A 13,147-nucleotide genomic window follows, 5' to 3' on the forward strand; every position below is an offset into this window, starting at 1 on the left:
ACCGTCCTAGATCCGGCGCGGGAGACGCGCGCGGCTGCGCGGGGCGGCGCGCAGGCGCGCGGCTGCGCGGGGTCAGCCTGCCAGGTGGCCCCAGTCGTCCTCCAGGTCCCGCCACGGGCCCTTGGCCGCCACCGTCCCGCCGATCAGCACCACCACCTGGTCGGCCCGGACCAGCGCCGCCCGCTTCGAGGTCGAGCCGACCACCGTCACCCCGTTCGCCCGCAGCGCCGCCCACAGCTCCAGCTCCGTGGTGACGTCCAGCGCCGACGACACGTCGTCGGCGACCAGCAGCTCGGTACGCGGGGCCAGCGCCCGGGCCAGCGCCAGCCGCTGCAGCTGCCCGCCGGAGAGCCGGGTCCCCTTGTGCCCGATGAGCAGCCCGAGCCCGCCCCCGGCGGCGGCCAGGTCGTGGTCGAGCTGGGCGGTCGACACCGCGCCGGCCGCGTCCACGTCGTGGCCGAGCGCGACGTTGTCGCTGACCGTGCCGGAGAGCACCCGGGGGAGCTGGCCCACGTAGCCGACCTGCTGGGGGCGCAGGAACAGCTCCGGCGAGGTGACCGGCTCCGAGTTCCAGCGCAGCGCGCCGGTGTGGTGCACGATCCCGGCCAGGGCGCGCAGCAGCGAGGACTTGCCGGAGCCGACCGGCCCGACGACGAGCACGAGCTGACCGCGTTCGACGGTCAGGTCGACGTCGCGGACGGCGAGCGTCCCGTCGGTGTGCAGCGCGCCGAAGCCGACCAGGTCCAGCCGGCGCAGCGGGTGCCGGGGCGGGGGCTCGGGCGCGGACGCGGTCCCGGCGGCCAGGTCCACCCCGTCCACCGGCGCCGAGTACTCCCCCACCCCGGCCATCGCCACCGTTCGGCGCGTCCACACCCGGGCCGACGGGAGCTGCGAGACCAGGGACGCCGTGGTCCACGCGAACCAGCGGGCCGCGCCGAGGGTGGACACCGCGACCAGGGTGGCCCCGGCGGACAGCCCGCCGTTGAGGTAGAGCGCCCAGGCGCCGATCGGCAGCAGGCCGCTGACCAGGGCCGGCGTGGAACGGGACCAGACCTGCACGGAGATCTCCCGGCGCTGCCGCTCGCTGCGGGTGGCGTCGAGGTCGGCGAGGTGACCCAGCACCGGACGGGTGGCGCCGGCGAGCTTCACCGTGCGGGCGGCCGACAGGGACGACACCAGCGAGGTGGCGAACGCCGCCCGGGCCGCGACGGTGGCCCGGGCGGACCGTTCCAGGCGCGGCCCGAACAGCGTCGCCGCCAGCCCGGAGACGACCATCGTCCCGGCGAAGAACGCGGCCGGCACCAGGCTGCCGGAGACCAGCGTCATGGCGACCACGATGAGCAGGGCGATGGCCTGGTCGAGCAGGTTGTCGGCGAGGATCACCACCCGTTCGGTGTCGCCGCCCTGGGCGACCACCTCGGCCGGGGTGTGTCCGCTGATCCGGCGCGGGCCGGTCTGCCCGTGCACCAGCCGCAGGCTGATCCGCAGCATCTGGCGCACCCACCAGTTGGGGAACCAGAAGCTGGTGAGGTAGGGCACCGGCGTGGTCACCAGCAACGCGGTCACGAGCCCGACCGCCGGCCACCACGGGCCGCCGGAGCCGTCCACCAGGTCGGCCCACAGCCAGGGCAGCACCGAGCCGTCCAGGCCGAGCAGCCCCCCGAACCCGAACAGCGCGATCGCGGTCAGGCCGTACCGGGGGTCGTTGGTGGTCAGGCGCAGGATCTCCCGCATCGTCCGGGCGGGCGGCGTCGGTGGCAGCGGGGGCGGCTCGACCTTCGTCCGGGCCGCGCCCGGCACGTCCGCCCCGGCGGGACCGGGACCCGACGCGTCCGCCCCGGCGGGACCGGCACCCGGGGCCGGGGCCGGCGGCGCATCGGTCAGCAGCGCCGTGCCGCCGCTCCGCCCGGCCGCTCCCGCCTCGGCGTACGCGGAAGCATGGCTGACGGCCAACAGCTCGGCGAACCGCTCCGAGGAACGCAGCGGGCCGGCCTCGACCACCGCCCCGTCGGCCAGCACCACCACCTCGTCGCAGCCGCGGACGGAGGAGAGCCGGTGGGCGATGACGATGCCGATCCGGTCGGTGAGCAACCGCTCGGTGGCCCGCTGCACCAGCGTCTCGGTGACCGGGTCCAGCCGGGCGGTGGCCTCGTCGAGGATCACCACGTGTGGGTCGCGGACCAGGATCCGGGCGAACGCGACGAGCTGCTCCTGCCCGGCGGACAGCACGTGCCCGCCCTCACCGAGCCGGGTGTCCAGGCCGTCGGGCAGCTCGGCGACCCAACCGGCCAGGCCCAGCTCGCGCAGCGCCCGGGCGGCGTCGTCGAGCAGGGCCGGGTCGAACAGGGCGACGTTCTCGGCGAGCGTGCCGGCCAGGATCTCGGTGCGCTGCGGCACCACGGCCACCCACCGACGCAGCCGCTCGACGTCCAGGTCGAGCAGGTCCGCCCCGCCGAGCAGCACGGTGCCGCGCGGCAGGTCCACCGCCCGGGTGAGCACCTTGGCCAGGGTGGACTTGCCGGACCCGGTCCGCCCGACCAGGGCGTACGACCGGCCCCGGACGAAGTTCAGCGAGACGTCGCGCAGCGCCGGCGCGCGGTCGCCCTCCGCCCCACCCTCCGGGTAGCGGAAGGTGAGGTTCCGCACGGTCAGGTCGCCCTCGACGGGTTCCCGGCCGCCGGTCGGTTCCTGCCGGGAGTCCTGAAGAAGCTGCACCCGCCCCCAGGCGCCGAGCGCGTACTGCAACTCGGGCACCATCCGGCTGACGTGCTCGACGGTCGCGCCGAAGGCGAGCACCAGCAGCCAGACGGCGGTCAGCCGGGCCGCGTCGATCCGGCCGGAGGCCAGCGCCCAGGCCCCGCCGAGGACAACCCCGACGACGCCGACCCGGATGATCCCGGCGCCGACGGCGGTGACCTCCGCCGACATCCGCCACACCAGCCGCCCCCGGGTCAGCACCTCGGCCGCGCGCCGGGCGTAGAGCCGCAGCACGTACGGCCGGGCCAGGCTCGTGCGCACGTCGTCCTGGCCGTGGACGGCCTCCTCCATCACGGCGGCGAGGTCCGTCCAGGCCTCTTCCTCGGCCATCCGGGCCGGGGCGATCCGCCGGGTCGGCCGGCGCAGCACGACCACGAGCAACGCCGTCAGTGTGAGCATGCTCACCCCGGCCGGCCACCAGACCACCAGTGCGACGACGGTGGAGAGCAGGCCCGTGGCGGACAACTGGGCGATCCGTACGCCGTGCCCGCGCACCTCGGAGGCCACCTGGTAGACGTCCCCGTCGATCCGGTCCAGCAGCTCCCCGACCGGGGTCCCCTCCAGGGTGGGCAGGTCCTGCCCGAACGCCACCCGGCACAGCCGCCGCCGGACGTCGGCGGACCAGTCCGCGGTCAGCCCGGCCATCACCAGCCCGATGGCGAGGTCGGTGACGACCGCGGCGCAGAGCGCCACCGCGAGGACGGCGAACAGCGCCCCCGAGCGGTGCACCAGCACCGGGCCGGCGAGCGCCGCCGCGGCGGCCTGGCCGGCGGCGCCGAGGACGATCAGCACGGCGGCGACCGTCATCCGGCGGGCCGAGGTGGCCCACAGGTCACGGAAAAGGCGCATGTCGGTCCCTCCGGACTCCGGGGCGGCGGTGCCTCCACCCTGCGTGATCCGGCCGGGCCGTTCAACGCATTTACCCCATCGGGTACGCCGCCGGGCCATGCCCGGGACGCCGGAGGACCGCCGGAGGGGGAGCCCGGAGTCCGGTGAGGCGCGGGTGTCAACGGGGAGAGCTTCCCCGCACACTCAGAACAGGACGGTGGCGAGGGTGCCGACGGGGCGGAAGCCGCACCGCTCGTAGACGCGGCGGGCGGGCAGGTTGAAGTCGTTGACGTACAGGCTGACCGTCGGGGCGACCCGCAGCAGCGCGTCCCGGGTCACCGCCGCCATCGCCGCCGTGGCGAGCCCCCGGCCGCGCCACTCAGGCGACACCCAGACCCCCTGGACCTGCGCGGTACGCCGGGTCACCACCGCCAGCTCGGCCTTGAACACCACCTGGCCGTCGACGAACCGGGCGTACGCCCGACCGGCCCGGACCAGGTCGGTGACCCGCCGCCGGTAGCCGTGCCCGCCGTCCTCGGCCAACGGCGAGACGCCCACCTCCTCGGTGTACATGGCCACGGCCGCCGGGAAGAGCCGGTCGATCTCGTTGGCGCGCACCAGTCGCACCTCGGGGTCCACGACCACCGACGGCAGCGCGTCGGCGGCCAGCAGCGGCTGGTTGGGGCGGACGTCCCGGGCCGGCCCCCAGTGCCCGCAGAGCCGGTCCCACAGCCCGAGCACCGCGTCCGCCCGGCCGACGATCGAGGAGCAGAGCCGGTCCTCGGCGGCGAGCAGTTCGGCGTAGGCGGCGACGGCGGTCTCCGAGGCGAGCACCGGTGTGAGGTTGCCGCCGAGCCAGCAGATCGACTCCAGGCTGCGGCGCGCGCCGTACCCCAGGATCCGCCCCTCGGCCCGCCACCAGGCCAGCCCCCGCGCGGCGACCCGCTCGGCGACCTGCGCTCCCGCGAACGGGTCGAGGTCGAGCAGCCGCTCGACCGCGCGGCGCTCCGATTCCCCCAATTGCCGTACCGGCACCGTCAGCACGGTTACCAGCCTGCCAGATCGCCCCGCCGCCTCGCCGGCCGAGTGCCGAGCCCACCGGGACGGGTACGCCGGACGTCGAGCCGGGGCCGGCCCCGACGCACGTCCGACAGCACGGAACCTTGTCGCCGACACGTTGGCGATATATCGTTGATGCATCAGCGGCAGAACATGAAGGGAGAACCCTGATGGGTTTCCACCACCGGATGCACCTACACGAGCACGAGGCCCGGATGCGCGGCTTCGGCTTCCCGCCGGTCCCGCCCGGCCCCCCCGGGCCGCCGTTCCCACCCGGCCCGCACGGGCACGGCGGCGGCCGGGGCGGTCACCGGGGACGCGGCCGGGGACGCCGGCCCAACGTGCGGGCCGCCGTGCTGGCCCTGCTCACCGAGCGGCCGATGCACGGGTACGAGATGATCCAGGAGATCGACTCCCGCACCGGCGGGGCCTGGCGGCCCAGCCCCGGGTCGATCTACCCGACGCTCCAACTCCTGGAGGACGAGGGCGTCGTCACCGTCGCGACCGAGGAGGCCGGCGGCGGTCGGAAGCGGTTCACGGTCACCGAGGCGGGCCGCGCCGAGGCCGGCGAGGCGGCACAGGCCCCACCGTGGGGCGAGTTCGCCGAGGACACGGTCAACAGTTGGCACGACATCCGCGACGCCGGCAACCAGGCGATGCAGGCGCTGCGCCAGGTGATGACGACCGGCACCGACGACCAGCGGGAACGGGCCGCCCAGGTGCTCGCCGAAACCCGCCGCAAGCTCTACGCCATCCTCGCCGAATCCGACTGACCCACCCCGCCTCCACCCGCTCCCGCACAGATTCAAGGAAAAGAGTGGCCATTCCGCGGGGAATGGCCACTCTTTCCTTGGATCTGCCCACCGGGCGCGACGTGCCCGGGTGGGTGGGTCAGTGGACCGTGACCGTGGCTCCTGGGACCATGTTCCGGAGCTCTTCGGGGAGTTCCGCGCCCATCTCGTCGGCGATTCGGAGCGCCTCGAAGATCAGGGTCTCCACGATCTGCGCCTCCGGGACGGTCTTGACGACCTTGCCCTTGACGAAGATCTGCCCCTTGCCGTTGCCGGAGGCGACGCCGAGGTCAGCCTCGCGGGCCTCGCCCGGGCCGTTGACGACGCAGCCCATCACGGCCACCCGCAGCGGCACCGGCAGCCCTTCCAGGCCGGCCGTGACCTCCTCGGCCAGCTTGTAGACGTCGACCTGCGCCCGGCCGCAGGACGGGCAGGAGACGATCTCCAGGCCCCGCTCGCGCAGCCCCAGCGACTCCAGGATCTGGTTGCCGACCTTGATCTCCTCCACCGGCGGGGCCGACAGCGAGACCCGGATCGTGTCGCCGATCCCCTCGGCCAGCAGCGCGCCGAAGGCGACCGCCGACTTGATGGTTCCCTGGAACGCCGGACCGGCCTCGGTCACGCCGAGGTGCAGCGGGTAGTCGCACTTCTCGGCGAGCTGCCGGTACGCCCGGATCATCACCACCGGGTCGTTGTGCTTCACCGAGATCTTGATGTCCCGGAACCCGTGCTCCTCGAACAACGAGCACTCCCACAGCGCCGACTCGACCAGCGCCTCGGCGGTGGCCCTGCCGTACTTGGCGAGCAGCCGCTTGTCCAGCGAGCCGGCGTTCACCCCGATCCGGATCGGCACCCCGGCGTCGCCGGCCGCCCTGGCGATCTCCTTCACCTTGTCGTCGAACTGCCGGATGTTGCCCGGGTTCACCCGCACGGCGGCGCAGCCGGCGTCGATCGCGGCGAAGACGTACTTGGGCTGGAAGTGGATGTCGGCGATGACCGGGATCTGCGACTTACGGGCGATCGCCGGCAGCGCCTCGACGTCGTCCTGGCTCGGCACGGCCACCCGGACGATCTGGCACCCGGACGCGGTCAGCTCGGCGATCTGCTGGAGGGTGGCGTTGACGTCGGAGGTGAGGGTGGTGGTCATCGACTGCACCGACACGGGCGCACCCCCACCGACGGGCACGGAGCCGACCATGATCTGGCGGCTGAGCCGCCGGGGGGCGAGCGCCGGGGGCGGCGCGGCGGGCATACCGAGACTGACTGCGGTCACTTCAGGCACTCACCTTGAGAAGAGCGTGATGGGGTTGACGACGTCCGCGGTGATGGTCAGCAGCGTGAACGCGCCGCCGATCAGGATCACCGCGTACGTGATGGGCATGAGCTTGAGGTAGTCGACGCGGCCCGGGTCCGGCTTGCCGAAGCGGGCGAAGACCCAGGACCGGGCCCGCTCGAACCAGGCGATCGCGATGTGCCCGCCGTCGAGCGGGAGCAGCGGCAGCAGGTTGAACACGCCGATGAAGAAGTTCAGCGAGATGAACAGCATGAAGAAGATCAGCCAGGCGTTGTTCTCCACTGCCTCGCCGCCGAGCCGGCTCGCGCCGACCACGCTGATCGGGGTGTCCATGTCCCGCTCGCCGCCGGTGATCGCCGTCCAGAGGGCGGGCACCTTCTGCGGGATGCGCTTCATGGCCTCGTACGTGCCGACGGCCATGTCGCCGGTGAACCGGGCGGTGCCACCGAGCGCGGACACCGGCCCGTACTCGACCCGGGTCGGGGTGCTGAACTGGAGGCCGATGCCGAGCGCGGACACCGGGCCGACCTGGCCCTTCGGGTCGTCCAGCGGCGGGCGCTGGGTCTGGGCGAGCACGGTGCTCGTGGCGCTTGGCCGGCCGTCACGGACGTACCCGATCTCGGCCTTGTCGCCGGGCTTGGTGGCCCGCAGCGCGACCAGCAGATCGCCGTAGTTGTTGACCGGGGTGCCGTTGATCGAGGTGATCCGGTCGCCGTCGCGCAGGTTGGCCGCAGCGGCGGGGCTGGCCGGGTCGGCGACCGCGCATTCCCGGACGGTGTTCTCCGGCACCACGCACTTGGCCAGGGCGATCACCGCGGGCTCCTGGCGGGCCTCGGCGTCGGTGGTCGGGAAGTCGGGGTTGGGCAGGCCGGCGGACATCGCGACGATCCAGGTCGCCACGAGTGCGAGCGCGAAGTGGGTGACGGAGCCGGCGGACATCACGATGGTCCGCTTCCAGACCGGGTAGCGCCACATCGCCCGGGGCTGGTCGGCCGGGTCGACGTCGTCGTCCTGCGGCGTCATGCCGACGATCTTGCAGAAGCCGCCGAGCGGGATGCCCTTGACGCCGTACTCGGTCTCGCCGCGCTTGACCGACCAGAGGGTGGGGCCGAAGCCGACGAAGTAGCGGGTGACCTTCATCCCGAACGCCTTGGCGGTGAGCATGTGTCCCGCCTCGTGCAGGCTGACCGAGACGAGGATGGCCAGGGCGAAGAGCACCACCCCGAGCAGGTACGCCATCAAGATCCTTCCACCGACGCCACAATGATCTCCTGCGCGTGCGCGCGTGCCCACGACTCGGCGGCGAGCACGTCCTCGACGGTACCTGGTTCGGCGAAATCGGGTGTGTCCTCCAACACCCGCCGGAGGGTGTCCACGATGCCGAGGAACGGCAACCGGCCGGCGACGAACGCCGCCACGCACTCCTCGTTGGCCGCGTTGTAGATCGCCGGGCGGCAGCGCCCGGCCTCTCCGGCGGCCTTGGCCAGCGCCACCGCCGGGAACGCCTCGTCGTCCAGCGGGGCGAACTCCCAGGTGTGGGCCGTCGTCCAGTCGACGGCGGCGGCGGCGTCGGGCACCCGGTCGGGCCAGCCGAGGCCGAGCGCGATGGGCAGCCGCATGTCCGGCGGGCTGGCCTGGGCGATCGTGGAGCCGTCGACGAACTCGACCATCGAGTGGATCACCGACTGGGGGTGCACCGTCACGGTGATGTCGGCGTACGGCACGTCGAACAGCTCGTGCGCCTCGATCACCTCGAGGGCCTTGTTGACCATCGTGGCCGAGTTGATCGTGACCACCGGCCCCATGTTCCAGGTCGGGTGGGCGAGGGCCTGCTCGGGCGTGACCTGCGTCAACTCGTCGCGCCGCTTGCCTCGGAAGGGACCGCCGCTGGCGGTGACGATCAGCCGCCGCACCTCGGGGCGCGATCCGGAGCGCAGGCACTGCGCCAGCGCCGAGTGCTCCGAGTCGACCGGGACGATCTGCCCGGGCCGCGTCACCGCAGCCTTGACCAGCGGGCCGCCGGCGACGAGGGACTCCTTGTTGGCCAGGGCGAGGGTACGACCGGAGCGCAGCGCGGCCAGCGTCGGCGCGAGCCCGAGCGAGCCGACCACGCCGTTGAGCACCACGTCGCAGGGCCACTGGGCCAGCTCGGTCATCGCGTCCGGGCCGGCCACGATCTTGGGCAGCTTGAAGTCGCCGCTGGACCAGCCGCGCCGGCTCGCCTCGGCGTAGAAGGCGAGTTGGAGGTCCTGCGCGGCGGACGCCTTCGCCACCCCGACCGCGTCGACGCGCAGTTCGAGGGCCTGGGCGGCGAGCAGCTCGACGTTGCCGCCCCCGGCACCGAGCGCCACCACCCGGAACCGGTCGGGGTTGCGCCGGACGATGTCGATGGCCTGGGTGCCGATCGAACCGGTGGAACCGAGCAGGACGAGGTCTCGGGGGGAAGTCACCCGGCCATTCTTCCCCACCACCGCTGTGTGCCCGCTGGGAGCCTCACCCACCCCCGGGTCACCGTCAGGGTGCCTCATCGTCGAGGAGGTCGGCTGGGTCGACGGAAAACTCGAAGGGTCGTGTCATCACGAAGGTGGTGCCCGCCGCAGCGGCCGCCAGCGGCCGGTACTCCCCCTCGAGCAGCTCGAACAGCGCCAGCGTGGGCACCCGGTTGCGCAGGTCGACGCGGAGGAAGAAGGGCACTCCGGCGGCGGCGTACTCCCGGGGCCGGTCGATCACGTCCTTGCGCCGGTTGCCCGGCGACACGATCTCCCCGAGCAGGACCGCGTCGCTGATCTTCATCGTCGTCCGGCCGCCACCGGGACTGGTCAACACAGCGATGTCCGGAATGAACAGGTCCTCGCCCGAGAGAATGTTAATTTCGGGGTAGACCCATAGTCCGACCCGCCGTGCGGCACGGTGGAGTAGGTACGGCAACTCCCGCTCGACCGACTGATGGTCGACTCCTGCATGTGGTGTCACGATCACGCTTCCGCTCAGGACCTCAACCTTGGGGCCGTTGGTCTCCGGCAACAGGTCGAGGGCGAGCTGGGCGGTCCACGGCTCGTCGTGCCACCGCAGCACGTCGAACGACGGCTCGGTGGGCTGCTGCGCCGGCTCGGCATGGTCGGGCGCCGGCTCGGGCGCGAAGGCCGCCTGGGCCATCGGGCTCACCCCCTCAGCGGGACATTCTGCTCAGGCCAGCCTAGTCGCCGCAGCCCTCGCCGCATGGCATCGCACACTCTGTCCGACGCCGACGCCGACGATCGGCGCCGGCAGCACCTACCTGGAAGAAATCATTCAAGACATCGACGACTGTGGTTAAATTCCGCCATGCGGAAAGCTCTCGTCTGGCTCGCGGCCGTGTTGGTCGCCGGCCCACTACTCGTCAGCCCGGGAGTGGCCCAGGCGGCCACTGCCACACCGTCGCTCGTCATCGCCAGCGACTTCCCCGACCCCGACGTCGTCAAGTTCGGCAGCACCTACTACGCGTACTCGACGAACAACGGCAACGGCAACGTCCCGGTCGCCACGGCAAGCTCGCTGACCGGCCCGTGGACCAGGCGGACCGACGCGATGCCGACCCTCGGCGCGTGGGCCAACGGGGGCCTGACCTGGGCACCCGACGTGTCCCAGCGGGCCGACGGGCGGTACCTGCTCTACTACACCGCCCGCAGCCGGGCCACCGGCCGGCAGTGCCTCGGCGCCGCCCTGGCCACCTCGCCGCTGGGCCCGTTCGCCTCCGTCGGCACCCAGCCGCTGGTCTGCAACGCCGGCGAGGGCGGCGACATCGACGCGGCGAGCTTCACCGACAGCACCGGGCTGCGCTACCTGCTCTACAAGGACGACGGCAACGCCATCGGCCAGCCCACGAGCCTCTGGCTGCAACAGGTCGCCGCCGACGGCGTCACCGTCCAGGGCGGCCGGGTCGAGCTGCTGCGCAGCGGACGCGCCGAGGAGGCCGGCATCATCGAGGCGCCGGCACTGACCAAGGTCGGCGCGCAGTACGTGCTGTTCTACTCCCTCGGCGGCTACGGCGGCGACGGCTACCAGACCAGCTACGCCACGTCGACCTCGCTCACCGGCCCGTACACGAAGGCGTACCGCTCGCTGCTGACCACGGCGTCGCTGGACTCGGCGGTGCGCGGGCCGGGCGGCGCGGACGTGGTCCGCGAGGCGGGCGGCGACCACATCGTGTTCCACGGCTGGATCAACAACTACTCGGCGCGCGGCATGTACGTGGCGGCGCTGGGCTGGACCGGCGGGTACCCGGTGGTGCGGGGCAGCCGCGTGCGGTACGAGACCGAGCGCGGCACGCTCAACCACTGCGCGGTCCGCGCCGCCCCGAACACGTCGCAGGGGCAGGTCGTGGCGTACATGGACTACGCGGACAGCTGGGTCGAGGTGACCGTCTTCGCGCCCCGGGCGGGCAGCTACCGCGCTAACGTCGCCTACGCCGCCGGATACGGCGACGCCCAGCACACGCTGACCGTCAACGGCGCTAACCCGAAGGTCGTCAACTACCCCAACACGGGCTGGGATGTCTGGCGGCAGGTGGGCGTCGACGTCACGCTCAACGCGGGCTACAACACGCTGCGGTTCACCCACCTGAGCCGCTGGGCGGAACTCGACTTCGTCGAGGTGGCGTAGCGGCAGCCCTCGGGCCGCCGCTACCCGCGTGCGGTACGGCTCGTCGCCGCCGTGGGCTACTTCGCCCTCAACGCCACCGACCACCACCGCACTCACACGGAGCAGGACACCGATCGGCGGATTCGCCACCGAATCCAGGATCCGCCACCCGGATGGATCCGCAGTCACCTCGGGATCCGCTCGGGTACCGGCGGAGGATCCGCCCGCGAGACGCTTTGAAGCTGATGTCGTAGACGGATCAGTGGTCGGCTGGCGCCACCACGGCCGAGACGCCACCTGATGCCACAAACGACTCAGCTCCAAAGCGTCGCCGTGCGACCCCTTGACCACGAACCACCTCGGCCACCACCACCGCCCACGGAGCACGTATTACCCGTGCAAGGCTGCATGACGAGGCACTAGCCGTCGATGGGGCCCTGGACAAGTCAGGCCGTCCATAAGGTCGAGGCCACGCTCAGGCTGAGCAGGAGCCCTCGTGCCAGCTCAGTCTCGTTACGGCCATCGGCATGTAGAAGATGTTGCCGCCACGGGGAACGCACGTTGTGCGGGTGGTCGTCGACCCGTCGGGCCACGTATAGACGAATTCCATGTCGACGTTTCGGGATGTGTAGTTGTAGTAGGTCAACGCCGGGACGCTGCCGGACCACTCGCTGTTGGTCACAAGAGACGGAAACTCCACGGGGGCGGGCTCCGGGTAAGCCCAGTTGGGCCAGACACAGAACGTGCCCTGCTGGCAGTTTCCGGGCGGCCATAACTCATCGGAGGTTTCGTGAACTGCCGCCGATGCGGCGGGGGCGGTGGCCAGCAGGCCTGCCACGGATGCAGTAAGGGCAATGGACTTGAGCAGCGCGGGGCCTCTTTCCGGGAGGGCCAGTTGATTGATCGATAACATTACCACCAAGAAGTTGAGGAATAAAGCACTTTGATTCGGAGCCGCCTGACACGGGGGCTTCACCGGGTGCTCGGCGGTCCGGGTGATCCGCTGCGACCGTTGACCCTCGACCATCGAAACCTGCCGGACGGGCGTCTGCCCACCCGGCACCATCTCAGGCGCGGGGGCGGAGCACGAAGGCCTCCACCTCCCCGCCGCCGTACCAGTCCGTGCGGCGGCCCACGTGGGTCATGCCGAGCCGGCGGGCCACCGCCATCGACGCGGCGTTGCCCGGCGACACGACCGCCCAGACCTGCGGGGTGCCGGTCGCCAACTCCCGGGCCACCAGCGACCGGGCCGCCTCGGTGGCGTACCCGTGGCCCCACTCCTCGGGGTGCAGGTGCCAGCCCACCTCGATGTCCTCCGTCAGCGCACCCTCGTCCCGGCCGGGCAGCGGCTTGAGCAGCGCCGTGCCGACCACCACGCCGGTGTCGCAGACCTCGATCGCCCAGGTTCCGTACCGGTCGCCGTGGCCCGCGTGCCGCTCCCGCCACGTCGCGAGCCGGACGGCCGCCTGTGCCGGGTCGGTGAGCGGCAGGCCGGGCGCGTTCAGCCAACGGGCGACCTCGGGCCGGGAGTAGATGTCGAAGATCCGGGCCAGGTCGTCCGGGTCGGCGGTCCAGTCCCGCAGGACCAGGCGTTCCGTGGTGAGGATTCCCATGGCGGCGAGCCTAGTGAGCGGCGCACGGCCCGGCCGGTGACGGCCGACCTGCGCGGCCTGCGCTGTCGTGAGTGACGCGGGGCGGTACGGGGAAAGAAGCCGCGATGGGCAGCGGATGGCAACGGGCCCGAACGGGACCGGCGACGGCCTCCCGCCGGGAGCGGCGCGGCACTAGGCTGCCCGAG

General features: G+C 72.5%; 10 protein-coding genes. 2 read left to right on the forward strand and 8 right to left on the reverse strand.

Annotated elements, in window-relative coordinates; genetic code table 11:
- Window positions 1-72 precede the first annotated feature (72 nt).
- On the reverse strand, window positions 73-3,606 hold the full coding sequence (locus ABT023_RS20460; protein ID WP_350887941.1) for an ATP-binding cassette domain-containing protein: 3,534 nt from the start codon (window positions 3,604-3,606) through the stop codon (window positions 73-75).
- A gap of 183 nt (window positions 3,607-3,789) precedes the next feature.
- The gene (locus ABT023_RS20465; RefSeq protein WP_350887943.1) at window positions 3,790-4,629 is read right to left on the reverse strand and encodes a GNAT family N-acetyltransferase; all 840 of its coding nucleotides are present in this window, start codon (window positions 4,627-4,629) and stop codon (window positions 3,790-3,792) included.
- 185 nt (window positions 4,630-4,814) lie between these two features.
- Between ABT023_RS20465 and ABT023_RS20470 the strand changes: the two genes are divergently transcribed.
- Window positions 4,815-5,417, forward strand: a complete 603-nt coding sequence (locus ABT023_RS20470; RefSeq protein ID WP_350887944.1) for a PadR family transcriptional regulator — start codon at window positions 4,815-4,817, stop codon at window positions 5,415-5,417.
- 118 nt (window positions 5,418-5,535) lie between these two features.
- On the opposite strand, the gene ispG is transcribed toward ABT023_RS20470, so the two are convergent.
- The 4 genes from ispG to ABT023_RS20490 all read right to left on the reverse strand — a co-directional run bounded on the left by ispG (window position 5,536) and on the right by ABT023_RS20490 (window position 9,885).
- Window positions 5,536-6,708 carry a flavodoxin-dependent (E)-4-hydroxy-3-methylbut-2-enyl-diphosphate synthase gene (ispG, locus tag ABT023_RS20475; protein ID WP_350887946.1) on the reverse strand — a complete coding sequence of 391 codons (1,173 nt, stop codon included), beginning with the start codon at window positions 6,706-6,708 and terminating at the stop codon, window positions 5,536-5,538.
- A 9-nt stretch (window positions 6,709-6,717) separates the two neighbouring features.
- Complete coding sequence (locus tag ABT023_RS20480) at window positions 6,718-7,968, reverse strand: M50 family metallopeptidase (protein ID WP_350887947.1); 1,251 nt, start codon at window positions 7,966-7,968, stop codon at window positions 6,718-6,720.
- Window positions 7,968-9,179, reverse strand: coding sequence for a 1-deoxy-D-xylulose-5-phosphate reductoisomerase (dxr, locus tag ABT023_RS20485; protein WP_350887949.1), 1,212 nt, complete (start codon window positions 9,177-9,179; stop codon window positions 7,968-7,970). Before dxr ends, ABT023_RS20480 begins: the two co-directional genes overlap by 1 nt.
- A gap of 64 nt (window positions 9,180-9,243) precedes the next feature.
- Window positions 9,244-9,885 carry a Uma2 family endonuclease gene (locus ABT023_RS20490; RefSeq protein ID WP_350887951.1) on the reverse strand — a complete coding sequence of 214 codons (642 nt, stop codon included), beginning with the start codon at window positions 9,883-9,885 and terminating at the stop codon, window positions 9,244-9,246.
- A gap of 168 nt (window positions 9,886-10,053) precedes the next feature.
- Between ABT023_RS20490 and ABT023_RS20495 the strand changes: the two genes are divergently transcribed.
- Window positions 10,054-11,370 carry a family 43 glycosylhydrolase gene (locus tag ABT023_RS20495; RefSeq protein ID WP_350887952.1) on the forward strand — a complete coding sequence of 439 codons (1,317 nt, stop codon included), beginning with the start codon at window positions 10,054-10,056 and terminating at the stop codon, window positions 11,368-11,370.
- A gap of 454 nt (window positions 11,371-11,824) precedes the next feature.
- Here the strand turns inward: ABT023_RS20495 and ABT023_RS20500 are convergent, their stop codons facing one another.
- Together ABT023_RS20500 and ABT023_RS20505 are read right to left on the reverse strand one after the other, a co-directional pair.
- Complete coding sequence (locus tag ABT023_RS20500) at window positions 11,825-12,376, reverse strand: hypothetical protein (RefSeq protein ID WP_350887953.1); 552 nt, start codon at window positions 12,374-12,376, stop codon at window positions 11,825-11,827.
- Between the two features lie 40 nt (window positions 12,377-12,416).
- Window positions 12,417-12,962: a GNAT family N-acetyltransferase gene (locus tag ABT023_RS20505; protein WP_350887954.1), complete on the reverse strand. Its 546-nt coding sequence runs from the start codon at window positions 12,960-12,962 to the stop codon at window positions 12,417-12,419.
- Window positions 12,963-13,147: the final 185 nt, after the last annotated feature.

This window comes from Micromonospora sp. NPDC002296 (assembly GCF_040296145.1).
Lineage (GTDB): Bacteria > Actinomycetota > Actinomycetes > Mycobacteriales > Micromonosporaceae > Micromonospora.

What these genes read in the sequence shown, in the direction of transcription:
- ABT023_RS20505 (WP_350887954.1), bottom strand. Translation starts at nt 12,962, where the DNA reads ATGGGAATCCTCACCACGGAACGCCTGGTCCTGCGGGACTGGACCGCC.
- ABT023_RS20500 (WP_350887953.1), bottom strand. Translation starts at nt 12,376, where the DNA reads ATGGTCGAGGGTCAACGGTCGCAGCGGATCACCCGGACCGCCGAGCAC.
- ABT023_RS20495 (WP_350887952.1), top strand. Translation starts at nt 10,054, where the DNA reads ATGCGGAAAGCTCTCGTCTGGCTCGCGGCCGTGTTGGTCGCCGGCCCA.
- ABT023_RS20470 (WP_350887944.1), top strand. Translation starts at nt 4,815, where the DNA reads ATGGGTTTCCACCACCGGATGCACCTACACGAGCACGAGGCCCGGATG.
- ABT023_RS20480 (WP_350887947.1), bottom strand. Translation starts at nt 7,968, where the DNA reads ATGGCGTACCTGCTCGGGGTGGTGCTCTTCGCCCTGGCCATCCTCGTC.
- ABT023_RS20460 (WP_350887941.1), bottom strand. Translation starts at nt 3,606, where the DNA reads ATGCGCCTTTTCCGTGACCTGTGGGCCACCTCGGCCCGCCGGATGACG.
- ABT023_RS20490 (WP_350887951.1), bottom strand. Translation starts at nt 9,885, where the DNA reads ATGGCCCAGGCGGCCTTCGCGCCCGAGCCGGCGCCCGACCATGCCGAG.